Genomic DNA, 26882 nt, shown 5'->3' with positions numbered 1-26882 from the left:
AAGCTTGACATGAAAAAAATAGTTTGGATTATTTCATCCATTGCTGCGCTCGTTTTACTCATTGGCATCATTAGCTTTTCGTGGATTTATCAAATTGCCATGGGACAAAAAGAAGAAGGTCATGAGGCAGCGATTGAACGAGCAAAAAAGCAAGCATCAATAGAACAAGTAGAGCAAGTGGATACCTTTGTTGGGAAAGAAAAGCAATTTATTGTGGAAGGTAAAAACAAACAAAACGAAGCGATCTATGTGTGGGTACCTGCCAGCAAAAAAGAAAAAGTCATTGCTAAAAAAGCAAAAGAAGGCATTACTTCAAACCAAGCAGTACAAGCCGTTCAAAAGGAGAACACCATTTCTAAGCTAAAAAATGTTCAATTAGCACGAGAAGGTGACGTCCTCCTTTGGGAAGTAACGTACTTAAATGAGAACAACCAATATAGTTTCAGCTATGTTGATTTTACGACAGGACGAGTGGAAAAAAATTTAACACCATAGTTTCTTCTGTCTTGCGTTGACCATGCTGATTTAGAACGGTTATAATAAAATGTATGAAAAAAGAATCACACCTATCTAAACAAGGTGAGTTTCTTTCTGGCTTTGGAGGGAAATATGTTGAAAACAACTATTAATCAAGTGTTCAAACACGTCGATGAAGAAGTAACAATCGGCGCATGGATTGCCAATAAACGTTCAAGCGGGAAAATTGCATTCTTGCAGCTTCGCGACGGGACAGGCTTTATTCAAGGAGTCGTTGTAAAAGCAGAGGTGGAAGAGGAAGTCTTTAAGCTTGCGAAATCAGTGACACAAGAGACATCGGTCTATGTCACAGGACAAGTAACAAAAGACGAACGTTCACCACTTGGTTTTGAATTACAAGTGAAATCCATTGAAGTGATTCACGAAGCAACAGATTACCCAATTACACCAAAAGAACATGGAACAGAATTCTTAATGGATCACCGTCATTTATGGCTGCGTTCTAAAAAACAGCATGCCATTATGAAAATCCGTAATGAAATTATTCGTGCTACATATGAGTTTTTCCATCAAGAAGGCTTCGTGAAAGTGGATCCGCCAATCTTAACAGGAAGTGCTCCAGAAGGAACAACAGAGCTGTTTGCTACTAAATATTTTGATGAAGATGCGTACCTTTCTCAAAGTGGACAGCTTTACATGGAAGCTGCTGCAATGGCACTAGGAAAAGTATTCTCATTTGGTCCAACATTTAGAGCAGAAAAATCGAAAACAAAACGTCATTTAATCGAGTTCTGGATGATCGAGCCTGAGATGGCATTTGTTGAATTTAATGAGAACCTTGAGTACCAAGAAAATTATGTGTCTCACGTTGTTCAAAGTGTACTTGAAAATTGTAAAGTAGAACTGCACACACTTGGCCGTGATACAGCAAAATTAGAAAACATCAAAGCACCATTCCCGCGCATCACATATGATGAAGCGATTAAATTCTTGCAGGATAAAGGATTTGATGACATCGAATGGGGAGATGATTTCGGTGCGCCGCATGAAACAGCGATCGCTGAAAGCTATGATAAACCAGTCTTTATCACTCATTACCCAACCTCATTAAAACCATTTTATATGCAGCCTGCACCAGACCGTGATGATGTCGTCCTTTGTGCAGATTTAATTGCGCCAGAAGGCTATGGAGAGATTATCGGCGGTTCTGAACGTGTTCATGATTTAGATCTGCTTGAAGCAAGACTAAAAGAACATGGGTTAGATCAAGAAACGTACAAATGGTACACAGAATTAAGACAGTATGGTTCTGTACCACATTCAGGTTTTGGTCTTGGACTTGAACGAACAGTTGCTTGGATTAGCGGAGCGCCGCATGTGCGTGAAACAATTCCATTCCCAAGATTATTAAACCGTTTATATCCTTAAGACGTGAAAGCCTCCAACATATGGAGGCTTTTTCAAACGTCTTAAGGGCAGCACGTATGAGAAAACGTGATATACTGAAAGTGAAGAGGTGTATCCGATGAAAAGGCAGCAATTTATAGATATGCAGAAAATGGGTTCGACCAGTTTGCCTAATTTGCTGATTGCCCATTATGAGCAATTAGGACTGAATGAATCACAAATGATGGTCATGTTAAAGATTAAAATGAATGAAGAACAAGGCGTCTTTTTTCAAACATTTGAAGAGCTTTCACATGGTATGACCATTTCGGCCGAAGAATGTGCTTATATGGTGCAGTATTTGATTCAAAAAGGGTTTATTTCGATCCAGCCGTTTGAAGACAGGTCTGGTATTCAGCATGACCGGTACTCGGTAGAACCCTTATGGGGTGTGCTGTATGACTTTTTAGAAGCAAAACAGGCGAAAGACCTGCAAAAAAATCATGTGCAGGCTGAAAAATCTTTATATGCGCTATTTGAAGATGAGTTTGGCAGACCACTTTCTCCTCTTGAAGGGGAGACACTCTCGATCTGGATGGACCAAGACCATCATGATGCTGAGATGATTCGTCTTGCTCTAAGAGAAGCCGTTTTATCAGGAAAATTAAATTTTCGCTATATCGATCGAATATTGTTTGAGTGGAAAAAGAAAGGGCTGAAAACAGTGGAAGAAGCGAAAGAGCATAGCCAGCATTTCCGTTCGCAGCAAAAAGCCCCACCTTCAAAAGAAGAAACATCTTCATATAAAAGACAAGTTCCTTTTTATAATTGGCTGGAACAATAACCAATAAAGGAGAAGGCATGTTATCAAAAAAACAAATCAATGAATGTTTATATATTATAGGAGATATGTTTCCAGAAGCTGAGTGTGAGCTTGTTCATTCCAATCCATTTGAACTAGTGATTGCTGTCGCACTCTCAGCGCAATGTACAGATGTTTTAGTGAACAAAGTGACCAAACATCTATTTCAAAAATATAAAACACCAGAAGACTATTTAAGTGTGCCGCTTGAAGAGTTGCAGCAGGATATTCGTTCGATCGGTCTTTATCGTAATAAGGCAAAAAACATTCAAAAATTAAGCCAAATGCTGATTGAAGATTATGGCGGTGAAGTGCCAAGAGATCGAGATGAGCTAATCAAGCTTCCAGGGGTTGGACGGAAAACAGCAAATGTCGTTGTATCTGTCGCTTTTGGAATTCCCGCCATTGCAGTAGATACACATGTCGAGCGCGTCAGCAAACGACTTGGGATTTGCCGCTGGAAGGATTCTGTTCTTGAGGTAGAGCAAACCTTAATGAAGAAGGTGCCAAAAGAGGATTGGTCCGTGACACATCATCGTCTCATTTTTTTCGGCAGATATCACTGTAAGGCGCAGCGGCCACAGTGTGAATCTTGTCCACTTCTTGATATGTGCAGAGAAGGGCAGAAGAGGCTGAAAAAAGGGCTGGTGAAGCTGGCATGAGCGGAGCAGCTGTTTTCACCTCATATGTCGAAAAGCTAAAAGAGAAAAAGGTAGAGATAAGCGGCGAAAAAAAGGATATATTAAGAATGAATCCACTCGCATTTGATCTATCTTCAGAACCTTTACTAGATGAGCAACCGTGGCAGAAAACGGAAGAATTTGTTCCTTTGATGTTTGATCTGTGGAATGAATTAAAAGACAACATGCTTCCTCGCTTTCAAACGAGAAAATCTCGGTGTGAAGAGGATGATATGCTGCAAGGCATTGTCAGTATGATTGCAATGTTTTACTGGATCAAAGGAGAGAAGCTTCAAACCTTTGATTGGGAGGAAATCAAACAACAGACGTTTCCAGTAGCCCCCATTAACTGGACAGAACGATTAGAGTTTATTTTACTTAAACCTACTCAATATCATTGCTTTATTCAATTGGACGAGTTATACACAGAGCTCAAAAAGCAGTATGGAAAATACGAAGCACTCAGAAAGTTAAAACAAAATCGTTAAAAAAGCACTTGCCACATACGGCAAGTGCTTTTTTGTTATTCGTCTTCTTTGCGAGAAGTAGAATTTGACTGAGTATTTGAGCTTTGAGAATTGGCTTTCTCGTCGTCTTTCTTTTTATCTTTATTGGCATCGCTCTGTGAGTTGCTATTTCCATTTGTACTGTCTGAGCCATCACCATTTTCGGTATTTCCGCCTTGATCTTTTTTATCATCAGGCTTCTGCTCATCAGTGCCGCCTTGGTTTTGATTATCATCTGTTTGATCTGTTTGCTCATCATCAGGTTGCTGTGGCTCTTCTTCTTCTTTGTTCTCATCATCTGCTTTTTCTTCCTCTTCTTCGTCATCTTTAATGGTGAGGAAGGTAGAAGCAGCTTTACTTGTGACATCGTCTACAGTCGCTGTCACTTGGAATTTATAGGTGGATCCTGGCTTCACATCAGAGATGACGGCTTCTTTAGAAGAGCTGTTTTGAATGTCTTTATAGCCTCCATCATCGACCGCTTGCTTCACATTAAATGTTGCATCTGCATCGTCATCATAACCCCAAGTGAGTGTAATCGACTTTTTCTCTTCATCATACACCGCTTTTAAGTCAGATGGTTTGTCAGCTTCTTTCTTTTCATATGTGTCAGAAACTTTTGTTGGGACAGTTCCTTTGACGAAGTATTCCGTTGTCTTCTTATCACTTGGTGTGTTTGGTCCAGCTAACTTCGCTGGATCTGATCCTTTTTCAACCGTTGCTTCAACGACACTGTCTGGCTTTTCAAATGAGCCGCTTCCATCATCAATTTGAGAAATTAATTTCTGGAAGACAACTTTGGCAACACGTTGTTCATAATCCGTGAGCCACATTTTGCCGTCTGCATCTTTTGAGTTGCCGATTCCGGTCCACACAGCTGCTGTGTATTGCGGCGTGTAACCGACAAACCATGAATCTTTCGCCCCGCCAGAAGGGATGTTGTATTTATTAATATCATCTTGTGTAAAGTTGGTTGTACCTGTTTTACCAGCTACTTGAACATTCGGTACTTGTGCGAGTGTACCTGTTCCAGATTGTACAGCAGTTTTCAGCATATCTGTGATCATAAATGCAGTGTAATCACTCATGGCTGCTTTAGAGTCTGGTGTTAAGTCAAGCTTCGTCCCGTCATTAAATTCAACAGACGTTACGGCATGCGGTTCATTATAGTATCCGTTGTTACCGAATGCACTAAATGCACCAGCCATTTTAAGAGATGAGACACCTTCGTCAAATCCGCCGATTGAGTAAGACTCAGGAATGTCAGAAGGTAAGTCCAAACCTAAGTTATTGGCGAATTGAACAGCATTATCTGTACCAGCTTCTTGGAAAGCTTTTAAAGCAGGGATGTTTCGTGATTGTGCCAAAGCACTTCTCATCGACATTTTCCCTAAGTGTCTTCTGTCAAAGTTGTTAATTGGTGTACCGTTAGAGTACGTATAAGGCGCATCATCAATTTGCTGATATGTTGACCATTTTTTGTTTTCAATTACAGGACCGTAATCTAAAATTGGTTTAATTGTAGATCCCGGCTGGCGTTTTGCATCAGTGGCATAGTTAAAGCCGCCGGCTGGCACATCACGACCACCACCAATGGCACGAATTTCACCATTTTTTGTATCCAGCAGGGTGACTCCAGCTTGCATACCTTTCGTAAATCCGGCTGAATCCCCATTGATGATGTCATCCAGATGATCCTGAGCTTTTCGATCAAGAGAAGTATAGATTTTTAATCCATCTGTTGATACATCTACTTTGGCTTTTTTCTGTACTTCTTCCATGACTTCTTCAATATAAGCAGAGTACTTACTTGAGTTTTGACTCTTATATTTATCAGCTGAAACAACTGTTTTGCTGACAGGTGTTGCTTTTGCTTCCTCATACTCTTTCTCTGAAATATAGCCTTGTTTTTTCATTAGGCCTAAAACGATATTACGGCGTTTTTCCGCAGCCTCTGGATGTTTCACTGGGTTATAGGCAGATGGACTTTGCGGCATACCTGCAAGTGTGGCAGCCTGTGCAACAGTTAGTTTATTTAAATCTGTCACTCCGAAAAATTGTTCAGCCGCTTTCCCAACACCATAAGCATAAGGAGAGAAGAAAATACGGTTTAAATACATTTCTAAAATTTCATCTTTAGAGTATTTTTGCTCAAGTTGAATCGAGAGCCATACTTCCTGTACTTTACGTTTTAACGTCTTTTGATTGTTAAGCAGGGAGTTCTTCACAACCTGCTGTGTAATCGTACTTCCACCTTCTGCTCCAAAACCGTCCTCGACGTTTGCGACAAGAGCACCGCCAATACGGATAGGATCAATCCCGTGGTGTTTATAAAAACGTGCATCTTCAGTTGCAATAAACGCGTCTTTTACCACGTCGGGTATATCTTTAATCGAGACATACGTTCTTTTTTCCGCCCCGACTTCTGCAAAGACTTTTTTGTCTTTATCGTAAAGTTTTGAAGAATACGGCGTTTTTAGCTTGCTATCATCAATAGAAGGAGCGCTTGATGCAAAAACGGCAAAAGTTGTGATTCCGGCTACTAAACAAAGAAGACCGATCACGAGTAAAGATAAAAATATTTTTTTAAATAGACCTGCTTTCTTTTTGCCTTTTTTGTTCTTTTGCTTCTTATTGTTTTCTTGACTTGCTTTACGTCGCTGTTCACGACTTGTAAATTGATCAGACATCACATCTCAACCTTTCGTGTTAAACCTTTTTCGAACGTAAATGTTGCTTGCTGTCATCCGAAAAATGAAGTGTCTCCACTACTTTAATATAATCAATTCTTGGCGAATATCCAAGTGTCATGAGGTGACCTGCTTCCATTAATTCATCTTTGCTAATGGATTTACGGCCGTTTTGCTGCTGCCGCTCCCAAAAGAAGAAGAGGTCAGTAGCGGACAAATAATAAACGGAACCAAATGCGGATATAATAACAAAACAAATACCGCCTTGCTTTTCAACCTGTTTCATATGCTCAATTTGATGGTCGTGGAAATTTTTGAGCGGAAACGAGGTGGTGCTTTTGGTTTCCTTTGCTTCAAAATCGATATAACGCCCTTTGTATACCCCGTTGTAGTCTGTTGTGGAGGATTGTTTAAAATAGGCTTCTTTAATGACAGCAGCGCTTCTTTTTGGATAATCCACATTGACAATTTGAACAGGGGTAGGCTTTTTATGAATGACTGCGATCCCGTTGACCAAATAGTACTGGTTCGTTTCATTTAAGTCAGCTTCAAGCGTCATCCCGCGGTTACTATAAGATGATTCGCCGCTGATTCTTTTTTTTGTCCCAATTTGTTGAATGGGCTGATACGATTTTCCGTTAGGATACCGAATCATCAAGTTTCAGCCTCCTTTTAATGCATTTTGTATTGGAGAGATCACCATGTTGTCACAACAAGAGCACATGATTACCCAGCATATTTTACATGAAACGAAAGCGAAAAATAAGGATAACCTGACAAGGACAAATGCGTACAAGCGCTTTTATGACCGTCATCCAGAGATGAAATGGTCTCTGCTTGCTTCTTTTGTCTCCAGAAATGCTGGATGGTCGATGACAGATTTAAAAGGCGAGCTCTTTCATCCGGGTTTAACGGATCAGCAAGGGCATCTGTTCTTTACAGCATATGAAAGAGCGAATTGGTTGATCTTTTCAGATGCTTACCCGCAGCTTCTCTTGTATGAATGGTCAAAAAGGTGCCGTAAACCTTTATTTCATCTGCTGCCCCATTTCGGTGTGTCTCGTTTTATGAGCGCTGAGTGGGAACGATTTTGGCAAACGCGTGACACAGAGCGACTGCTGCATGCACTCATCATAAATGAACAATATACTATACAATCTCCTATTATACAAAATCCTCTCCTGAAAAAGAATGTTTTTCACTCGATTCAATATCTTTTCAGCGAGTGGGCACATTTTCAAACCGTCGTTTTTCCGACAGTAGACGGGCATTTGTATGGGTTAACCATACGAAAGTTTTCCCAAGTAAAAGAGCGCATTACGTTAGGGAAAAAACTAGCAAAACTATTGTTTCGAGCCGATTTGTTTTCGGATTTTTATCATTTTTTGCATACCGTGCCGCATACGGGATCTCGATTTGATTTTGAACCGTTTTTAGGGATTGCGCGAAGGTCAAGCCCTTTCCTCAGAACGGTGTATCCAGTCATGACACATTCATTAGACGATCAAAGGGAAGATTGGTTTCAAAAGAAATTGAGTCCAGCCTTGTTTGAAGCAGAGCGTTTACCAAAACAAATTGAGCTGACCGACTGGTATTTTCATAAAAAAAGGCAGCTTCGTTTTCTTTTCTCATTAGAACACTATTTTTTGCATAAATAAAAAGCAGGGGGTACCTGCTTTTTTTACGTGGATGGACGGTTAGGGCCGCCGAGCTTTTTATCAAGCTGATCTGTACTGTTTTCTTTCCCTTTTGTTTTTTGCTCTTTTGGTGCTTGCTGCTTTTTCATGACATCTACCTCCTTTGTCCTTAGAATTTACACAATCGGACGCGATCATACAAAGAAGGACAAGCACGTGTCGAAATGGAAGAAATTGCGCTTATCTTCACTTAGATTGGCGATTTAGTTCTAGTTTTGTCATGTATGAAGGAGGGGGCAAAAGAAAAGAGAATGTAACGAGAGATGATAAAGGAGGAATCTGATGATGAGCGAATTTGTATCAAAAGAATCCATTATGCAGTTGTTAGAGGAAATTGAGCGAAAGATTGATGCGGTGGAAGAAGAACTGTCTTTAGCTGTCAAAAAAACAAAAAACGCTGCCGTAGAGGAGCAAGAACAAATCATTGACCGTCTTGAATCTGAAGTGAAGGAATGTGAATTGAAAATTCATGCAGCAGAGTATAAGCTGCAGGCAAGACCCGCATATCACGCCGGATAGCTTTTCTATTTGAGCAATAAGTAAACGTTTGATAGGATGGTTCATAGAGGTGAACACTTTGGATAATCAAACATTACTTAAACATACACAAGAGTTGATCACGTGGATCGAAGAAGCATACGAGCAGTACCTAAAGGGAAAGGCAGAAGAGGAATACCCAGTTTATGATTTTTACAACGATATTCAACCGGCCGTTGTCAAATTTGATCAGCAAATGGAAGAGTGGCTTACTGCTGCTACCTCATTTATTCATCAGGCCAAACCTAGATACTTACATCAAGAACAGCTTGAAGCCGTCCAAGAAAATGGAAAAGAGGTTGTGCTGCAATCTTATTTTGGCAAACAGCATGCACCTCGTGTGAAAAATTTAGTTGAGTCAGTGATTTATACACTGAACCTTTTAATAGAAGAAATCAACAAACGCAGCTGATGAAACAGGCTGCGTTTTTCTTATGGCTGCTGTAGGCACATCTTCTGCTTCCTGAACATAATATATCATTGACTTCAATATGTTTTCAGAGCGAGAGGAGCGAGATGCATGTTCCCTTATTCAAACCAACCATCTTATGAAATGAATCAATTTCAGCAACGGCCTTTTCCGTATCCAGATATGCAGCAACCTCCGCAGCCTCCAGAATATTTCATGCCCCCATATCAAGGTGAAATGAACCAGCCGCCTTTTGGATATCAGGAAAACTTCCAGCCTTATCAGCCGCAGCCTGAAGCAATGAATCAGCCGCAAATGCAGCCGCCGGGCATGATGCCTATGCAGCAGCCTATGAATCCTTATCCTTTGCCAAGGCCGCAAAAACAGCAATCATCTCAATTTAAAAGTGTGCTGTCACAATTTAAAAAAACGAATGGGCAATACGATTTTAATAAAATGTTTGATACTGCTGGACAAATGATGAGTACAATGAATCAAGTGGGCTCATTGGCGAAAGGATTTACTAGTATTTTTAAAGCATAGCAAAACCCAATAGATATACATCTATTGGGTTGTTTGTTTTGGCGCAGTCACACGAAGTGATTGATCTTTCCAAACGCTCTTCATATTGGTTTCATCTATTTTTGCAGGCATTAAAATGGTTTTGGTAAAACTTGAATAGGAGGAAGTCGTGTCTGTTTTGATTTTTTCCTGTACCGATAAGTGTAAATATTGCGCTTTCACTTCTAGTGCGATATCACCTTCGACAAAATGGTCTGGAAATCGAATCTCAATATATACATATTGATCATCTTCTGTCACATCAGTTGTAATGGATGCAAGTGAATGGCTCGTGGTCATCAGCGCCTCTGCACTATTTAAAATGTCGTGAAACGGCGATGATGCAAAAAATTGTTCAATTGCTTCATATAGAATGTCTTCATTTGCTAACAACTCGTGTTTCTTTTCACTTTCATGTTTCATTTGAATCACCTCTCATCTACAGCCTATGCAAAAGGGGCTCAGGCGGTTATCAATTGATGAGAGGAAAAAATTATGATTAAATAGTGTTGAATGAAGCAAGGTGTATGGGCGTGAAAGTTTATACGCTGAATAGATCTAGAAGCAAAGCTTGAAGGGAGCAAATGAACATTGCTGAAAAAATTATTCGGTTTCGGAAAAAACCAAGATGATGTAAAGGAAGAAGTCATTTATTCTCCAGTTGATGGAGAGTTAATGGATATGACCGATGTACCAGATCCCGTTTTTTCTCAAAAGATGATGGGAGACGGCGTAGCTGTAAAACCAAAAAACGGAACCATTGTGTCGCCAGTAGATGGTGAAATTATTCAACTCTTCCATACAAAACATGCAATTGGGATTCGAACACTCTCGGGGCTTGAGCTTCTGATTCATATCGGACTTGAAACGGTTGGATTAAATGGTGAAGGCTTTGAAGCACACATAAAAGAAGGGGATAAAGTGAAAGCAGGTGATCCTCTCATTACATGTGATTTAGCGCTGATTGAAGAAAAAGCGGCAAGCACAGTGACACCAATTGTCATCATGAATGGTGATTTAGTAGAACATCTTGACAAAGAACCTAAGGGCTCTGTAGAAAAGCAGACGTCCAAGCTTTTTACAGTGAAAATGAAATAATCCAAAAAAACTACCCTGAGTTGATAGGGTAGTTTTTTTATTGAGGAGATTAATCCTCCATTGGAACCCAGCCTTTACTTGCTTCCATGACAGTCCATAAACCCTCTGGAATCATGTACTTGTCTTTTTGACTGCGTTTAATGACGGTCTCAATCTCGTTTTCTCTGCCTTCTTTAATCTTTACTGCCCAATCGGGATCAACAATGACTTCTCTTGCAACAGCGATGAGTGGAATCCCTTGATTGTATGCATTCAGTGCATCCTCAGCTGTAATGACGCTGCCGACGCCGATGAGTGGAAGCGTGTCACCACAGCGCTCTTTTAATAACTCCATCCGCGTCTTACTTGTATCAGCACCACGTCTTGCCTTAGCGTCAATCTCCATTAAAGAAATATGCAAGTAATCAAGGTTTTTTGTCTTAAGTACGTCCACTAAAGTAAATGTTTCTGTCATGGTTAAACCAGGTGTTTCTGGTTCTTCAGGTGATAATCGATACCCAAAGATAAATGGTTTTGTTACATGCTCTTTGATTGCTTCTTTCACCGCATCTACAACTGCAATTGGAAATGCGAGACGTTTTTCTTCGCTTCCGCCCCATTGATCTGTACGCTGATTACTATGTGGGGAGTAGAATTGCTGTAATAAATATCCGTTCGCTCCATGGATTTCGATCCCATCAAATCCTGCTTGGATTGCGCGCCTTGCTGCTTCTTTAAATGAGTCGATGATGTGAGGAATTTCTTCTTCTGTCAAAGCTCTCGCAATTTGTTTTCCATCTTTAAATACATCACTTGGCGCAACGACATCCCCGTTTGGGACTAAATGAGGGAGAGCCTGAGAGCCGCCATGATGAATTTGCATAATGGCTTTTGTTCCTTTCGCTTGAATCGCAGAAGCAAGCTTTTGAAGGCCAGGTATATCTTCATCCCTTGCAATAGAAGGCTGTCCTTCAAACGCCTTACCATCTGGCGTTACGTTTGCACATGCGGTGATGACCATGCCCATTTCGCTTGATCTAGCGGTAATAAAATCAATTTCTTCCTTTGAGATCGTGCCATCCTCATGAGAACCGAAGTGTGTCATTGGTGCAACGACTAAACGGCCATCAATAGAGGCACCCCCTGGGAATGTAAAAGGTTCAAATAAAGGCTTAAATTCGTTTTTCAATCTGATCATCTTCTTCCTTGATAAAATCATTTCACTATAGAAGTGTAATAGATATTGTTACAACACATCAAAATATTTGCTCACAAGCGGTGCATCAAAAAATTGCCGCCTAGTCATGCAAACAAATATTCGGTACACTAGAATGAGAGGTGGATACCAGATGAAGAAGAAAACAATGAACGAACTCATAGAAGATTTAAAAAAAGATGAACAGATTGAGCATTGGCATGAAATTGAAGCGAAGCCTGCACTGACTTCTTCAATTCCTGAAAGAGTAAATGACAGACTCAAAGTGGCGCTTGAAAAAAGAGGTGTGAGCGAACTGTACATTCATCAAAAGGAAGCCTTTGAACGTGTGATGGATGGTGAAAATGTGGTGACTGTGACACCTACAGCTTCAGGTAAAACGCTTTGCTACAATCTGCCAGTTCTTCAGTCGATCGCAGAAGATCAGACAAGCCGCTCCCTCTATTTATTTCCAACAAAAGCACTTGCGCAAGATCAAAAAAGTGAATTAAACGAAATCATTCATGAGATGGATGTTCCAATTCACAGTGAAACCTATGACGGGGACACCTCCTCAGCGATTCGCCAGCGCGTCAGACAGGCAGGACATATTGTCATCACAAATCCAGATATGCTGCACTCAGCGATTTTGCCTCACCATACGAAATGGGTCAGTTTATTTGAGAACTTAAAGTATATTGTCATTGATGAACTTCATACATACCGAGGCGTGTTTGGCAGTCATGTCGCCAATGTCATTCGTAGACTAAAGCGAATTTGTGCATTTTACGGAAGTGACCCGACCTTTATTTGTACATCAGCGACCATTGCGAATCCGAAAGAGCTCGCAGAGCAGCTGACCGGAAGCAAGGTGCATCTCATTGAACGAAACGGAGCACCTAGCGGTAAAAAGAATTTTGTCTTTTACAACCCGCCAGTCGTCAATAAGCCTTTAAATATTAGACAAAGTGCGGCCACTGTTGTGAATCAACTCGCTAAAACATTTTTAAAAGAAAAAATTCAAACGATTGTTTTTGCTAGAAGTAGGGTAAGAGTTGAAGTCATCCTAAGTCATATTCAAGAACTAGTGAAAAAAGAAATTGGTCCTAAATCGATCCGTGGTTATCGCGGGGGCTATTTGCCGAAAGAGCGGCGTATGATTGAAAAAGGCTTAAGGGAAGGAGACATTCTCGGTGTTGTCAGCACAAACGCACTAGAATTAGGAGTAGATATTGGACAGCTAAAAGTCTGTATCATGACCGGATATCCTGGCAGTGTAGCGAGTACGTGGCAGCAGGCTGGACGAGCTGGAAGGCGTCATGAGGAAGCACTCATTATCATGGTCGCAAGCTCATCGCCACTTGACCAATATATTGTCAGACACCCTGAATACTTCTTTAACAGACCACCTGAATCGGCAAGAATCAATCCTGAGAACCTTATCATCCTAGTCGATCATCTAAAATGTGCGTCCTACGAGCTACCGTTTCGAGAAGATGAACAGTTTGGCGGTATGGAAGTAGAAGAAATCTTGCAATACTTACATGAAGAAGGGGTTCTTCATTTCAGCGGGAACCGTTATTATTGGTCAGATCAATCGTTCCCGGCTCATGGCATCAGTCTGAGATCTGCAAGTCAGGAAAATGTCGTCATTGTCGATCAATCTGATGTAGCGAACGTTCGAATTATTGGGGAGATGGATCGATTCAGTGCGATGACCTTACTTCATGATGAAGCGATTTATTTACATGAAGGGGTTCAGTATCAAGTGGAAAAGCTAGATTATGAGCATCTTAAGGCTTATGTGAAACAAGTCGATGTAGAATATTATACAGATGCGAATTTAGCAGTTCAGCTCAAGGTGCTTGAAATTGATCAAACAACAGAGAAAGAGGCGGTATCTGTTCACTACGGTGATGTGACCGTCAATGCAATGCCGACTATTTTCAAAAAAATTCGATTATCAACCGGGGAAAATATCGGTTCCGGCCCGATTCACTTACCTGAAGAAGAGATTCATACGAGTGCTGCTTGGTTTGAATTACATGAAGCAGAGCGGACATTTGAAGAAAAAACACTTGAACAGCTCTTGCTCGGTATTGCCAATGTTCTTCAGCATATTGTTCCGGCGTTTGTCATGTGTGACCGTTCAGACATTCATGTCATTTCTCAAATAAAGGCAGCCCATACCGGGAAACCGACCGTATTTTTATATGATCATTACCCAGGTGGAATCGGTTTAAGTAAAGAGGTGCAGGCTCGCTTTGATGAAATTGCCCGTGCAGCCACTCAGCTGATTGAGCGATGCAGCTGCGAGAACGGCTGTCCATCTTGTATTGGCATGGAAATGAAAGAGATCGATGGAAAAAGCAGTATCATTCAATTGATGGCAGGATTTTAAGGAAAGGGGGAAAAGACCTACTCATGTCATTAAAAGGAAAATTAAACAGAATGAAAAAACACCTGTCGCACAATCAGTCAGATGAAAAGCGTGGGGCAGTAAAAGAGGGACAAACGCCCACTGTGACGGCTGAAACCATTCCATTTCTAAAAGAGTGGGGGGAATTAGGTGCAGCTCCTTACTACTTTGAAGACTCTTTCTGCCTCGTTCGGGAAGTGACCTATCCACTTGACCATCAGCATGGGCGATATTCATTTGCAGAACTGCCGGAGATGGTGAGTGCATGGAACAAAAGTGAGATTCAGCATTCTCTTTCTGCAAAAGGCTACAAGCCTCACGAGCTATTTTTCTTCGATACAGAAACAACAGGACTATCTGGCGGAACGGGAAATATGATTTTTCTACTTGGGCATGCGAGAGTTTATTCAGATAAAGTGGTGGTAAAACAACATCTGCTCACGAATCCAGGAAATGAAGCGGCACTTTACAATAGCTTTCTTAGTGAGGTGGATGTTGAATCGCTAGTGACATATAATGGAAAATCATTTGATTGGCCTCAAGTCAAAACGAGGCATACATTATTACGCGATCAAATACCTGCTCTACCTGAATTTGGTCATTTTGACCTTCTGCATGGGTCAAGGAGATTGTGGAAACATAAATATGAGCGTATGGCTCTTTCGGTTGTAGAAAAAGAGGAACTGCACGTCAATCGAGAGGGAGATACACCGGGGTTCCTCGCACCAATGATCTATTTTCACTTTTTAAAGGAACAAAACCCGAAACTGATTGAAGGAATTTTGACTCACAATGAACTTGATGTCTTATCGTTAATCAGTCTCTACATTCATTTGTCTAAAAAAATCTTATCCAAAGATGCGGTGAAGGAAGACGATGAGAAATATGCATTAGCTAAGTGGCATCTTGCTCACCGTGATGTGCAGGAAGCAACAAAGCACCTGCAAGAATTAACGGGAGCAGCGTTTGAGCATGCGGATCAAGCAGCTTATGATCTATCGTTACAGTACAAGCGATTAAAACAATGGGATGAAGCGGCATGCATATGGAGACGTCTATTTGAATCAAGTGATGTTCATTTAAGATTAAAAGCGGGTGTAGAGCTTGCAAAGTATGAAGAACACCGTCAAAAAGATCCAAAAGCAGCCCTTTCCATTACCCAAACATTGTTATCACAATCGTCTTTAAGTGAACGAGACATTGTGGAACTTGACAAGCGAGAAAAGCGGCTCTTAAGAAAAGCTGGGCAATGAAATTATTGCCTGGGAAAGCGCAAAAAAAGACAACGTTCGGCTCTCGGCCGAAAATAAAAATTGTTTAGCACTTTTATTGTAGAAAAGTCACGAATCCTGTAAAATAACGTTAGATATTGAATGAGGAGCGTAGAGCATGTATAAGGGTCTTTTCTACTTGTTTTTTCTTGTTGTCATATTGGTCGCGTTTGTGTTTTCAAACTATAAAGATGTTTTTCTTGCAAACTTTTAAAATAGGTTAATGCATTAGTACATGTACACCTCTTGATTCATACATTATTAATGTAAGAAAATCAAGGAGAGGGGAATGCTACATGTACCATCATCATCATTGCAATCCAAATGTTACACAGCCAATTGTACATCCAACGAATCACTGCTGTACGCACAGTGAGTCAACTACAATTGTGCCGCACATCCACCCGCAGCATGTAACAAATGTTCATCACCAAAATTTCCAACATGTTCACTACTTCCCGCATACGTTTTCTCAGGTGGACCCGGCAACACATCAACACTTTAACTGCGGTGGACCTTGCTGTAACAGATAAAGTGAAATGGGACTTTTATAAGTCCCTTTTTTTAAAAGCAGGTGAAAAAATGAAAATTATTGCTGTCACAGGGTACAAGCCATTTGAGCTTGGGATCTTCAAACAAGACGAGCCTGCACTTCAATACATAAAAGCGGAACTTCGGAAAAGGCTGACGGCACTCATTGAAGACGGGCTGGAATGGGTGCTCATTTCAGGTCAGTTAGGGGCAGAAATATGGACAGCTGAAGTGGTCTTTGAGCTTCAAGAGGAGTTTCCAGATTTAAAACTTGCTGTCATTACACCATTTTATGAACAGGAAGAGCGCTGGAATGAACAAAATAAAGAGCTGTATGAAGGCGTTCTTGCACAAGCTGATTTTGTAGAAAGTGTCACGCATAGACCGTATGAAAGTCCGGCACAATTTAAACAAAAGAACCGCTTTTTTATTGAAAAAACGGACGGCCTTCTCGTCTTATATGATCCCGAGCACGAAGGCTCGCCAAAATATATGATCAAAGAAGCTGAAACCTATACCGACTACCCAATTATGTATATCACAATGGATGATTTAAGAGCACAGGTTGAGGCGGAAGATCCGTTTTTTGACTAAAAGCAAGAGAAAATTTGACAACGTCACGTATTTCTGAAAAAATATACTATGAATTCACGATATGAGGTGAAAAAGATGCTTGCTGATAAAGTAAAGCTTTCTGCGAAAGAAATTTTAGAAAAAGAATTTAAAACAGGTGTCCGAGGGTATAAACAAGAAGAAGTCGATAAATTTCTAGATATGGTCATTAAAGACTATGAGACATTCCATCAAGAAATTGAAAAACTCCAACAAGAAAACCTTCACTTGTCAAAACAGCTTGAAGAAGCGGTTGAACAAGGGAAAAGACAGCCTGCACAGTCCAATACAACAAACTTTGATATTTTAAAAAGACTATCTAATCTTGAGAAACACGTTTTCGGCAGCAAACTTTATGATTGAGTAATACCAAAAAAGCTTGTGTCAGATGACATTGTCGTTTATAATAACGCATGTTGATTAACGTTCGGGTAATCGCTGTAATGCTTTGACATTGCAGAGGAAAGTCCATGCTCGCACGGTGCTGAGATGCCCGTAGTGTTCGTGCCTGGCGAAAAAATAAGCCAGGGCAGCCTGGGAAAGGCTGACGGCAGGAAAAATGCCTACGTCCTTTTAGGATATGGCAAAGTATCCTTGAAAGTGCCACAGTGACGAAGTCTCACTAGAAATGGTGAGAGTGGAACGCGGTAAACCCCTCGAGCGAGAAACCCAAACTTGGTAGGGGAACTTTCTCAAAGGAACCAAACGGAGAGAAGGACAGAGAATTCTGTAGATAGATGATTACCACCTGAGTACGAGGCTTTTGCCGTTTGCAGTACGATGGAACAAAACATGGCTTACAGAACGTTATATCCGTTATCATAAACATGATGAAATCAAAGCTCTCCTATTTCTACATATGGAGAGCTTTTATCTTGATTAAGAAAAGAACGAGAAAACAGGTGATAAACAAATGAAAACCTATACACTCATCGCAACAGCGCCAATGGGAATTGAAGCGATAGTTGCAAAAGAAGTAAGAGACCTCGGGTATGAGTGCACCGTAGATAACGGAAAAGTTATTTTTCAAGGGGATGCGCTTGCCATCTGCCGTGCGAATCTATGGCTGCGTACAGCAGACCGGATCAAGGTCCAAGTTGCTGAATTTTCGGCTAGAACATTTGATGAGCTTTTTGAACAGACTAAAGCCATTGACTGGGCCGCATTTTTACCGAAAAATAGCACATTTCCCGTCATTGGTAAATCTGTTAAATCTCAGCTTGCCAGTGTGCCGGATTGTCAGCGCATCGTCAAAAAGGCTATCGCGCAAAAACTTAGATCATCTTACAACATACAGTCTGAATGGCTAGAAGAGACAGGCCCTGAATACAAAATCGAGGTAGCGCTTTTAAAAGATAAAGTATTGCTGACGCTTGATACGTCTGGTGTGGGTCTTCATAAACGTGGATACCGTGCAGATCAAGGGGGCGCTCCGATTAAAGAAACCCTTGCAGCGGCGCTTGTCTTATTAACGAACTGGACACCTGACCGTCCGTTTGTCGATCCTTTTTGCGGATCAGGAACAATTGCTATTGAAGCAGCGATGATTGGACAAAACATTGCTCCTGGATTTAACCGTGAGTTCGCATCTGAATCATGGGAATGGATCGGTGAGGACGTTTGGAACAAAGCACGCCTTGAAGTAGAAGAAAAGGCGAATTATGATCAGCCGCTTCACATTATCGCGAGCGATATTGATCATCGTATGGTAGAGATTGCGAAACTGAACGCAGAAGAAGCTGGTCTTAGTGAACTGATTCAATTTAAGCAAATGCAAGTGAAAGACTTTCAAACTAAAGATGAGTATGGTGTGATTGTCGGAAATCCGCCTTACGGTGAACGTCTCAGCGATAAGCCAGCTGTGGAAAAAATGTATCAAGGCATGGGCGAAGCATTGAAAAACCTAGATACGTGGTCCATTTACATTTTAACGTCACATGAAAAATTCGAAGAGTGTTTCGGAAGAAAAGCGACGAAAAAGAGAAAACTGTTTAATGGATTTATTAAAACAGACTATTATCAATACTGGGGAAAACGCCGGCCTAGAAAGCAAACAACTGAATCGTAACAAATGTCCACACCACGAGAAGGTGTGGATTTTTTATGCTAAAAAGGTATAAGTCTTGACGGGACGGAATAAACTGAACTTGATTTTAAAAAAAGAGGTGTCTTCATGATTCATTATGATCAATTTCAGTTAATTCAAAAAGCACTCGCTTCGACGGCCCGAGAAATAGAGGGGATTGAAACGGGACAATCTGCTAAACTTACGGCAGCCATCGAGAACTTAGCAATGGCTCAAAACTACATAGACCATTCAGAGCACGCATTTTTAATGAAGGAAAGCTACCAGCATCGCCTGCGCTCTTAAAAAAAGATTGTCATACCCCAGCATAAATGTTACTATTGAATGTCTGAATGATTCAAAAGTTGGGGGTTGAAGCAGGTGACAGCATCTCGTTTGCCTTTTTCATTAACAAAAGAACATAATTTTTACGAAGAACTGGGCAACTGGATTGGTGATGTGTTTTATGACATTTTGCCAGAAAAGGGCTTTGATCTTCGAGATGAACAAATATTTATGGCTTTTCAGTTAGAAAGAGCCTTTAAAGAAAAAAGTGTGATGTTTGCCGAAGCTGGGGTAGGCACAGGCAAAACAATCGTTTATCTTTTATTTGCGGTCACATATGCAAGATATACAGGGAAACCTGCGATCATTGCATGTGCAGACGAAACGTTAATTGAACAGCTGGTCAAACAAGAAGGTGATATCTATAAAATTGCCAATCACCTTGATATTCAAATAGATGCGAGATTAAGTAAATCGCATGATCAATATTTATGCTTAAAGAAACTAGAGAAAACGATGCAACGTGAAGATGATGAGAAGTGGCTCGACATTTATGAATCGCTTCCTTCATTTGTTCATGAATCTCATGGGATGCAGACATTTTATCCGTATGGTGATCGAAAAGAGTATCCAGAATTAACAAATGATGAGTGGTCAAGAATTGGATATGACTCTTTTCAGGACTGCTTAACGTGCGACATGCGGCACCGCTGTGGCTTGAATTTATCAAGAGACCATTACCGAAAAGCAACAGATCTCATCATTTGTTCTCATGACTTTTACATGGAGCATGTATGGACAAAGGAGTCACGTAAACGTGAAGGACAGCTGCCGCTCCTTCCTGAGCATAGCTCTGTTGTATTTGATGAAGGACATCTTCTTGAGTTTGCAGCACAAAAAGCGCTAACATACCGAGTGAAGCAATCAACACTTGAGACGTTTTTGGAGCGTCTTTTGCAAAATGATATTCGTGAAGAGTTTGCAGAGCTTGTTGAAGATGCACTTGCAACAAACGATCAGTTCTTTTATCTCTTAAAAACGAATGCCAAAGAAATCAAAGGATCACACCGTCTTGAAATTGGTCGTGTAGATGAGGTAAAGCGTTCAGCAAGTGAATTATGTGATTTGCTTGAGAAGATTGGAGAAGCGCTCGTATTTGAATCAGAGATGTACACAATTGATCAATACGAATTGTCTGTTGTGGAAGAGTACATTGAACAGATGGCGTATTCTTTGTCGCTTTATCAGAAAAATGCCATTAGCTGGCTGGAGAAGCAGGAATTAGATACCACCTTTGTCGTCATGCCAAAAACGGTAGCAGAAGTTCTCGGTGAAAAGGTATTTTCGCAAAAAATCCCTTATATTTTCTCATCTGCTACGTTGTCTGAAAATCAATCATTTGATTATTTAGCTGAAAGCCTTGGGATCAAAGATTATTTATCCATGAGTGTGGCTTCGCCATATGATTATGAGGAGCAAATGCAAATGTATTTCCACGGAATTCAGCAGCCAATGACAGAGTCAGCTGTAAAAGGTCAGCACGTGCTATCTCAGGTAAAAGAAAATGGCGGTCGCTCTCTTATTTTATTCCCTTCATTTGATGAACTGCATGTATTTAGAAAGCAGCTCGATGCATCAAATGAATCACTGCCTTTCCATGTGTATTTTGAAGGAGACGAGGAGATCAGTACCATTGTTCAAAAGTTCCAAGCGGATGAAACATCTGTGTTATGTTCCGTTCACTTGTGGGAAGGGCTGGATATTCCAGGACAGTCTCTAACAAATGTGGTCATTTGGGGACTTCCATATCCACCGCATGACCCAGTATTTGAAGCAAAACGGAATGAAGCGAAAGATGCATTTACTGAAGTGGATCTTCCGTACATGTTGCTTCGTCTAAGGCAGGGCATTGGGAGACTGATTCGGACAAGCCAAGATGCTGGCAGCATTCATATTTACTTTGGCAGTCAGAAAGATATTGAGCTACAAAGTAAAATTGAATCCGTTCTTCCAGTAAAGCCAGTGATCTCTTAATGATAGAAAACCATTCAATAAGAGGAGGATACGATCAGCGTATCCTCCTTTTTCATTGACAAAAGAACATTTATTGAAGTAGCCTTGAAACGTACATACATATTTTATTGATTGGGGGAACGAACGCATGAGTCTTGAATCAAAAGAGAAAGCGTTTTATCAATTACTAGGAAAAATCGCCCATTATACAGAGGCGCTTCATTTACTTTATTGGGACTCTCGAACACAAGCGCCTAAAAAAAGCGCTGATTTCAGAGCAGAAACCATCGGTCAATTATCCAGCGATATCTTTAATATGAAGACTTCTGATGAAATGAGAGATCTTCTTGATGCATTAAATAAAGAGAAAGAAAAGCTGTCAAAAGACACGCAGAAGGCACTCGAATTATCGCAAAAAGAATATGATGAAAACAGTAAAATTCCAAAAGAAGAATTTAAAGAATACTCTATTCTACAATCAAAAGCAGAACATGTTTGGGTAGAAGCAAGGGAGAAATCAGATTTTTCACTCTTTGCACCCTATTTAAAACAACTGATTGATTTTAACAAGCGTTTCATCCAGTATTGGGGCGTGAAAAAAACACCATATGATGTGCTGCTCAATAATTATGAGCCGGATATGACGGTTGAACAACTCGATCAAAAATTCGGTGCACTTCGAGACGCCATCGTTCCTCTCGTGAAAAAAATTGAAGCTTCGCCAAATAAACCGGATACTTCGTTTTTATCGAAAAGCTTCCCGATCGACAAACAAAAAGAGCTGAGTCTCTTTTTCTTAAAAGAGTTAGGGTATGACTTTGACGCAGGACGACTTGATACAACGGTTCATCCATTTGCTGTGACATTAAGCAGAGGGGATGTACGTGTGACGACGCGTTATGATGAGCACGATTTTCGCATGGCGATCTTTGGCACCATTCACGAATGTGGCCACGCCATTTATGAACAAAATATTGATGAGGCACTGAGCGGAACGCTCTTATGTGACGGCACATCAATGGGTATTCATGAATCACAGTCTCTTTTCTTTGAGAACTTTATCGGCAGACATGAAGATTTCTGGAAAACGTATTATCAAAAGCTGCAAGAGGCATCTCCTGAACAATTTAAAGATGTCACTTTAGAAGAATTTGTGCATGCGGTGAATGAATCGAAGCCGACTTACATTCGAATTGAAGCAGATGAACTCACGTATCCACTTCACATTATTATTCGCTATGAAATTGAAAAAGCCATTTTCAATGAAGAAGTAGCCGTTGAAGATCTGCCAGCGTTATGGAATGAAAAATATAAAGCATATCTTGGCATTACGCCGCCTAACGATGCGCTTGGTATTTTGCAGGATGTTCACTGGTCTGATGGTAGTTTTGGTTATTTCCCTTCATATGCACTTGGTTATATGTATGCGGCGCAATTAAAACAGCAAATGATCAAAGATTTACCGAATTTTGATGAACTGATTCAAAATGGGTCTTTTGCACCAATAAAAGAATGGCTAACGGAACATGTCCACAAGCATGGAAAACGGAAAAAGCCATCTGAGATCATTCAAGACGCAACTGGTGAAGAATTAAATGTTCAATACTTAATTGATTATTTAACAGATAAGTACACGAAACTGTATTTATCATAAATGAAAGGCACCCTTTGATCAGAAGGGTGCTTCAGCGTGTAGACAAACCCTCGCATTCGTTGTCAGTCCTGCGTGCTGGTGCTCACGAATGTTAAATTCGCTCTGCTCCGGTGCTCGCCCCTCCTAGACTGCAAAGGTTTTTTATCACGCTGAAAAGAAGACAAAGGGCTAAAATAAAGTTCATTTTAGCCCTTTGTCAACAATCTGAGGCACCCTTTAATCAGAAGGGTGCTTTTTTGCTGGTTGAATATTCTAAAAACGAACGTTTAAAGCTTAATGATTATTTAAGTTCGGTATTTTTCTAGAAAAGTGCTTTCCAAGCGTCTGAAATCTTGTTATAATTTGAACACTATAACACTCATATAATCGCGTGATGAAGGCACGCAAGTTTCTACCGGACACCGATACCGTCCGACTATGAGTGAGCAAAATGAAACAGCTTTTGTATGAGCTGAAGATCCCGTGGATCGTTTTCGCATTGCTTGCTCCTTAATGGACAGCAATGCTTTTTTTATGCAAAAAAATGAAAGTTGCTAATATGCTGGGAGGAAGAATGATGGAATTGTTACGTCAAAAGATCGAGAACGAAGGAATCGTTCTGTCAAATCAAGTGCTAAAGGTAGATGCTTTTTTAAATCATCAAATTGATCCTGTGTTAATGCATGAGATCGGTCAAGAGTTTGCTAGATTATTTAAGCATGATGGAATTACTAAAATTATCACAATCGAATCTTCTGGTATTGCACCTGCTGTCATGACTGGACTTGCCCTTCATGTGCCAGTTGTTTTTGCCCGAAAGCGGCAATCACTGACTTTAACGGATAACCTTTTGACAGCAAGTGTGTATTCTTTTACCAAAAAAGTAGAAAGTACGATCGCTGTCTCTAACACGCACCTTGGTGAGGACGATTGTGTGTTAATTATCGACGACTTTTTAGCAAATGGAGAAGCCGCTAAGGGACTAGCTGCAATCGCAAAGCAAGCGAAAGCAAAAGTAGCTGGTTTTGGAATTGTTATCGAGAAATCATTCCAGCCTGGAAGAAAAGAGCTTGTGCAAATGGGCTATAGAGTCGAGTCACTCGCACGTATCGAATCGCTCGAGGAAGGAAAAGTCACGTTTGTACGCGAGGTACAATCATGAGTGCCGCTAAAAAAGCCAAAACCCTTTCGCTAGGGATACAGCATGTACTGGCGATGTATGCAGGTGCGGTTCTTGTCCCGCTCATTGTTGGAGATGCGCTTGGGCTCACGCCAGCCCAGCTGACGTACTTAATTTCGGCAGATATTTTCATGTGCGGTGCCGCCACACTGCTTCAAGTATGGAAAAACCGCTTTTTTGGCATCGGTTTGCCTGTTGTACTAGGCTGTACATTTACTGCGGTATCTCCTATGATTGCGATTGGCTCTAAATATGGAATTTCGTCTATATATGGAAGTATTATCGCCGCAGGGTGTATTGTCATTGCTCTTTCATTTTTCTTTGGGAAGCTTGTGAAATTCTTCCCGCCCGTTGTCACAGGTTCCGTCGTCACGATCATTGGAATTACCTTAATTCCGGTAGCCATGAACAATATGGCAGGTGGTGAAGGAAGTGCAGACTATGGTTCTTTTGAGAATCTTGGACTTGCTTTTCTAGTGTTGTTTATTATTGTCCTTCTCTACCGATTTACAAAGGGATTCATGAAAGCCATTGCTATCTTAATCGGCATTCTACTTGGGACAGCAGTTGCTGCTTTCTTAGGGAAGGTGGAGACGGCAGAAGTGGCGAATGCACAAGTTTTCCGCATCATTGAGCCTTTTTACTTTGGGTTGCCTACTTTTGAGTTTGCACCAATCATGACGATGACATTAGTTGCCATTGTGTCATTAGTCGAATCAACGGGTGTATACTTTGCGCTCGGAGATTTAACGAATCGTTCATTAAAAGAGAAGGATTTAGCAAAGGGATATCGTGCAGAGGGAATTGCCGTCTTATTAGGCGGTATCTTCAACGCTTTTCCATACACAGCCTACTCCCAAAACGTTGGATTGATCCAATTAACAGGTGTGAAGAAAAATCAGGTCATTGTGGTGACAGGTGTATTATTAATGGTATTTGGCCTTTTTCCTAAAATCGCGGCATTTACAACGATTATTCCTAAATCCGTTCTAGGCGGTGCAATGGTCGCCATGTTTGGCATGGTCATTGCGTACGGGATTAAAATGCTCTCACGCGTCGATTTTGCAAAACAGGAAAACTTACTCATTGTCGCATGCTCAGTTGGCATCGGGCTCGGAGTAACGGTGGTACCGCAAATGTTTGATCATTTGCCAGAATCGATTAAATTGTTAACAAGTAACGGAATCGTCGCCGGAAGCTTTACCGCTATTTTGCTTCATATTATTTATCACATGATTCCTTTTAAAAAAGAAACAGAGCAGGAGCTAATGGAAGAACCTAAGCAATCTGTTATGTAAACACTTCTCTTGGAGAGGTGAAAGCCCGCATCCTTTGGATACGGGCTTGTTGTGATTAGTGCTATTAATGTTGTACCGGCGGCATTGTTTCGTTAATGACTGCAAATGTATAGCCCCTTGCTTTTAGTTGTGTAATCAGGCTATCTAAATAGTTCGTGGTAGAGGGTTGATCATGCATTAAAATAACTTTTGGTTCCCATGGTTTATTTTTCTCAAACATTTCCAGTTGATTCAATACCTCTGGAACATATTGTGAGTTTTTATATCTCCAGTCAAGGCTATCAATCGTCCAATCCCAGTAAATAAAGCCATTTTGGTTTAAACGTACTTTTTGATCATATGTTAAATTTGGAACACTGCCATAAGGTGTTCTCACAAGACGGGTGTAAACGCCTGTAACAGAAGCAAGAATGAGCTGAGCTTCTCTCATTTCATTTGCGGGAGACTCACTGTTTTGATAAAAGCGGTTTATATCATGCGTCATGCCATGAAGCCCTAATTGATGTCCTTCTTGATAAAGTCTTTTCACAGCTGCTTGGTGAGCTTGGATTTGCGGTCCAAGCATGAAGAATGTCGCCTTCACTTGATGTGCTTTTAAGACATTTAACAGCTGATTTGATGTAGCAGAAGGGCCATCATCAAATGTTAAAAAGACCGTTTTATTCGTTGTCTGTTGGTTTGGATTGGTCCTAAATTGTTGATCCAATGTTCTTGTAGAATGATCTTTTGCTTTCAGACTGATACTTGTGTCTCGGAAGTCACTGTTAGTAACAATTTTTGCTTGCCCATTTGTCGCCTGCAAATGGGGTTTAGACATATCCCAGATAAAAACGAGAAACAGTGTAAGAAGCACTAAACCAATTATCTTCGAGAGAAATATCGTGTTGTAGGGTGTCTGTTTTTTGGACACCTTTTTCATGACAATCACTCCAGTCAATTAAATTTTGTGCCGAATCATGTAGTAGATTCTGTCTTTTTTCACTGTTTTTCATGGTGTTCATATTGATTAAGTATACAGGAAAAAAACACCTTTTCATATATAATCATCAAATAAATTAGCATTTTATGGTTATTTATTTGTGTTGATCAGAAAAAAGGTGATCCATTCATGTTTAAATGAAAAATAATGATCGAAACGTTGGTATTTATACGCTAAGGTAGCAACAGATTTAACCATTAATGCGAAGTGAAAGGAGATCCCGTATGAAAGTGTTGTAAAATGCCGATTTCATTGAAAAAAAGGATGCTCATGTGGATATTGGAGATAGAGGCTATCAATCGCGAAATACATAGAGAAAAGCTCTTACCGTACAAAATAAAGAAGAAACAAAAGAAAGCAAAGTCAGTACAACTGAATCAGAGATTGGCTACTATGTAAAAGGTGTACGTGAAAAGTCATTTGCTTATTCCTTTCATACAGCACTTTTACTTGAAGTAAAGGTGGGTTTGTCTACGGTCTGCACTTCTCATTTGAGAGGTGTTTTTTTGCATAAAGCTA

General features: G+C 40.5%; 27 protein-coding genes, 1 other RNA gene, 1 pseudogene and 1 riboswitch. Of the genes and pseudogenes, 23 read left to right on the top strand and 6 right to left on the bottom strand.

Annotated elements, in window-relative coordinates; all coding sequences use genetic code 11:
- Nucleotides 1-9: 9 nt before the first annotated feature.
- The 5 genes from tseB (at nucleotide 10) to NST73_RS10495 (ending at nucleotide 3893) form a co-directional block, all read left to right on the top strand.
- Nucleotides 10-495, top strand: coding sequence for a cell wall elongation/penicillin-binding protein regulator TseB (tseB, locus tag NST73_RS10515; protein WP_144679437.1), 486 nt, complete (start codon nucleotides 10-12; stop codon nucleotides 493-495).
- A gap of 117 nt (nucleotides 496-612) precedes the next feature.
- Entirely contained in the window at nucleotides 613-1905 is a 1293-nt protein-coding gene (gene asnS, locus NST73_RS10510) for an asparagine--tRNA ligase (RefSeq protein WP_024718525.1), read from the top strand.
- A 97-nt stretch (nucleotides 1906-2002) separates the two neighbouring features.
- Nucleotides 2003-2707 (top strand): DnaD domain-containing protein, encoded by a 705-nt coding sequence (locus NST73_RS10505; protein WP_144679439.1) that lies wholly within the window; start codon nucleotides 2003-2005, stop codon nucleotides 2705-2707.
- Between the two features lie 17 nt (nucleotides 2708-2724).
- Nucleotides 2725-3387, top strand: a complete 663-nt coding sequence (gene nth / locus NST73_RS10500; protein ID WP_144679441.1) for an endonuclease III — start codon at nucleotides 2725-2727, stop codon at nucleotides 3385-3387.
- On the top strand, nucleotides 3384-3893 hold the full coding sequence (locus tag NST73_RS10495) for a YpoC family protein (RefSeq protein WP_144679443.1): 510 nt from the start codon (nucleotides 3384-3386) through the stop codon (nucleotides 3891-3893). Before nth ends, NST73_RS10495 begins: the two co-directional genes overlap by 4 nt.
- Before the next feature lie 35 nt (nucleotides 3894-3928).
- Here NST73_RS10495 and NST73_RS10490 read toward each other — a convergent pair whose 3' ends face one another.
- Complete coding sequence (locus NST73_RS10490; protein ID WP_035702944.1) at nucleotides 3929-6601, bottom strand: PBP1A family penicillin-binding protein; 2673 nt, start codon at nucleotides 6599-6601, stop codon at nucleotides 3929-3931.
- A 19-nt stretch (nucleotides 6602-6620) separates the two neighbouring features.
- Nucleotides 6621-7256 carry a Holliday junction resolvase RecU gene (recU, locus tag NST73_RS10485; RefSeq protein ID WP_017359733.1) on the bottom strand — a complete coding sequence of 212 codons (636 nt, stop codon included), beginning with the start codon at nucleotides 7254-7256 and terminating at the stop codon, nucleotides 6621-6623.
- A 46-nt stretch (nucleotides 7257-7302) separates the two neighbouring features.
- Here recU and NST73_RS10480 point away from each other — a divergent pair, with 46 nt between their 5' ends.
- Complete coding sequence (locus tag NST73_RS10480; RefSeq protein WP_024718529.1) at nucleotides 7303-8259, top strand: DUF2515 domain-containing protein; 957 nt, start codon at nucleotides 7303-7305, stop codon at nucleotides 8257-8259.
- A gap of 23 nt (nucleotides 8260-8282) precedes the next feature.
- Here NST73_RS10480 and sspM read toward each other — a convergent pair whose 3' ends face one another.
- Nucleotides 8283-8387, bottom strand: coding sequence for an acid-soluble spore protein SspM (sspM, locus tag NST73_RS10475; RefSeq protein WP_017359731.1), 105 nt, complete (start codon nucleotides 8385-8387; stop codon nucleotides 8283-8285).
- 193 nt (nucleotides 8388-8580) lie between these two features.
- Here sspM and NST73_RS10470 point away from each other — a divergent pair, with 193 nt between their 5' ends.
- The 3 genes from NST73_RS10470 to NST73_RS10460 all read left to right on the top strand — a co-directional run bounded on the left by NST73_RS10470 (nucleotide 8581) and on the right by NST73_RS10460 (nucleotide 9787).
- Entirely contained in the window at nucleotides 8581-8817 is a 237-nt protein-coding gene (locus NST73_RS10470) for a DUF5446 family protein (protein WP_024718530.1), read from the top strand.
- Nucleotides 8818-8875: 58 nt separating this feature from the next.
- Entirely contained in the window at nucleotides 8876-9247 is a 372-nt protein-coding gene (locus tag NST73_RS10465) for a YppE family protein (protein ID WP_017359730.1), read from the top strand.
- Nucleotides 9248-9355: 108 nt separating this feature from the next.
- Nucleotides 9356-9787 carry a YppG family protein gene (locus NST73_RS10460; RefSeq protein ID WP_025207531.1) on the top strand — a complete coding sequence of 144 codons (432 nt, stop codon included), beginning with the start codon at nucleotides 9356-9358 and terminating at the stop codon, nucleotides 9785-9787.
- Nucleotides 9788-9808: 21 nt separating this feature from the next.
- On the opposite strand, the gene NST73_RS10455 is transcribed toward NST73_RS10460, so the two are convergent.
- On the bottom strand, nucleotides 9809-10228 hold the full coding sequence (locus NST73_RS10455) for an Hsp20/alpha crystallin family protein (RefSeq protein ID WP_007500867.1): 420 nt from the start codon (nucleotides 10226-10228) through the stop codon (nucleotides 9809-9811).
- A 168-nt stretch (nucleotides 10229-10396) separates the two neighbouring features.
- On the opposite strand from NST73_RS10455, the gene NST73_RS10450 reads away from it, so the two are divergent.
- A complete protein-coding gene (locus NST73_RS10450; RefSeq protein ID WP_008344623.1) occupies nucleotides 10397-10903 on the top strand; it encodes a PTS glucose transporter subunit IIA in 507 nt (168 codons plus the stop codon).
- Between the two features lie 49 nt (nucleotides 10904-10952).
- Here NST73_RS10450 and NST73_RS10445 read toward each other — a convergent pair whose 3' ends face one another.
- Nucleotides 10953-12071, bottom strand: coding sequence for an NADH-dependent flavin oxidoreductase (locus tag NST73_RS10445; RefSeq protein WP_024718533.1), 1119 nt, complete (start codon nucleotides 12069-12071; stop codon nucleotides 10953-10955).
- Between the two features lie 160 nt (nucleotides 12072-12231).
- On the opposite strand from NST73_RS10445, the gene NST73_RS10440 reads away from it, so the two are divergent.
- From NST73_RS10440 to pbuX, 12 genes are all read left to right on the top strand, one after another.
- Nucleotides 12232-14478: a DEAD/DEAH box helicase gene (locus NST73_RS10440; RefSeq protein ID WP_144679445.1), complete on the top strand. Its 2247-nt coding sequence runs from the start codon at nucleotides 12232-12234 to the stop codon at nucleotides 14476-14478.
- A 23-nt stretch (nucleotides 14479-14501) separates the two neighbouring features.
- Nucleotides 14502-15749 (top strand): ribonuclease H-like domain-containing protein, encoded by a 1248-nt coding sequence (locus NST73_RS10435; protein WP_144679447.1) that lies wholly within the window; start codon nucleotides 14502-14504, stop codon nucleotides 15747-15749.
- Between the two features lie 314 nt (nucleotides 15750-16063).
- Nucleotides 16064-16300 carry a spore coat protein CotD gene (cotD, locus tag NST73_RS10430; protein ID WP_072368252.1) on the top strand — a complete coding sequence of 79 codons (237 nt, stop codon included), beginning with the start codon at nucleotides 16064-16066 and terminating at the stop codon, nucleotides 16298-16300.
- A 49-nt stretch (nucleotides 16301-16349) separates the two neighbouring features.
- The gene (locus tag NST73_RS10425; protein WP_202394241.1) at nucleotides 16350-16892 is read left to right on the top strand and encodes a DUF1273 domain-containing protein; all 543 of its coding nucleotides are present in this window, start codon (nucleotides 16350-16352) and stop codon (nucleotides 16890-16892) included.
- Nucleotides 16893-16967: 75 nt separating this feature from the next.
- Complete coding sequence (gene gpsB / locus NST73_RS10420) at nucleotides 16968-17273, top strand: cell division regulator GpsB (protein WP_008344631.1); 306 nt, start codon at nucleotides 16968-16970, stop codon at nucleotides 17271-17273.
- 60 nt (nucleotides 17274-17333) lie between these two features.
- Nucleotides 17334-17715: RNase P RNA component class B (rnpB, locus tag NST73_RS10415), an RNA gene on the top strand.
- 108 nt (nucleotides 17716-17823) lie between these two features.
- Complete coding sequence (locus NST73_RS10410; protein WP_039165648.1) at nucleotides 17824-18978, top strand: class I SAM-dependent RNA methyltransferase; 1155 nt, start codon at nucleotides 17824-17826, stop codon at nucleotides 18976-18978.
- 105 nt (nucleotides 18979-19083) lie between these two features.
- Nucleotides 19084-19281 (top strand): hypothetical protein, encoded by a 198-nt coding sequence (locus NST73_RS10405; RefSeq protein ID WP_017359721.1) that lies wholly within the window; start codon nucleotides 19084-19086, stop codon nucleotides 19279-19281.
- A gap of 75 nt (nucleotides 19282-19356) precedes the next feature.
- Nucleotides 19357-21294 (top strand): ATP-dependent DNA helicase, encoded by a 1938-nt coding sequence (locus tag NST73_RS10400; RefSeq protein WP_025207526.1) that lies wholly within the window; start codon nucleotides 19357-19359, stop codon nucleotides 21292-21294.
- A gap of 127 nt (nucleotides 21295-21421) precedes the next feature.
- Complete coding sequence (locus tag NST73_RS10395; RefSeq protein WP_024718539.1) at nucleotides 21422-22927, top strand: carboxypeptidase M32; 1506 nt, start codon at nucleotides 21422-21424, stop codon at nucleotides 22925-22927.
- A 338-nt stretch (nucleotides 22928-23265) separates the two neighbouring features.
- A riboswitch (purine riboswitch) is annotated at nucleotides 23266-23365 on the top strand.
- A gap of 118 nt (nucleotides 23366-23483) precedes the next feature.
- Complete coding sequence (gene xpt / locus NST73_RS10390; RefSeq protein WP_144679449.1) at nucleotides 23484-24068, top strand: xanthine phosphoribosyltransferase; 585 nt, start codon at nucleotides 23484-23486, stop codon at nucleotides 24066-24068.
- Nucleotides 24065-25384, top strand: a complete 1320-nt coding sequence (gene pbuX, locus NST73_RS10385; RefSeq protein ID WP_039165638.1) for a xanthine permease PbuX — start codon at nucleotides 24065-24067, stop codon at nucleotides 25382-25384. Before xpt ends, pbuX begins: the two co-directional genes overlap by 4 nt.
- Before the next feature lie 64 nt (nucleotides 25385-25448).
- Here pbuX and NST73_RS10380 read toward each other — a convergent pair whose 3' ends face one another.
- Entirely contained in the window at nucleotides 25449-26303 is an 855-nt protein-coding gene (locus NST73_RS10380; protein ID WP_144679452.1) for a polysaccharide deacetylase family protein, read from the bottom strand.
- 311 nt (nucleotides 26304-26614) lie between these two features.
- On the opposite strand from NST73_RS10380, the pseudogene NST73_RS10375 reads away from it, so the two are divergent.
- Nucleotides 26615-26806 (top strand): annotated as a pseudogene (locus tag NST73_RS10375) (IS5/IS1182 family transposase); the annotation flags it as partial.
- Between the last annotated feature and the right edge of the window lie 76 nt (nucleotides 26807-26882).

The sequence above is a fragment of the Bacillus sp. FSL W7-1034 genome (genome assembly GCF_038593365.1).
Classification (GTDB): domain Bacteria; phylum Bacillota; class Bacilli; order Bacillales; family Bacillaceae; genus Bacillus; species Bacillus altitudinis.
Note: the sequence above shows the minus strand (reverse complement) of the source record. Positions and strands in the feature narration are given on the sequence as shown.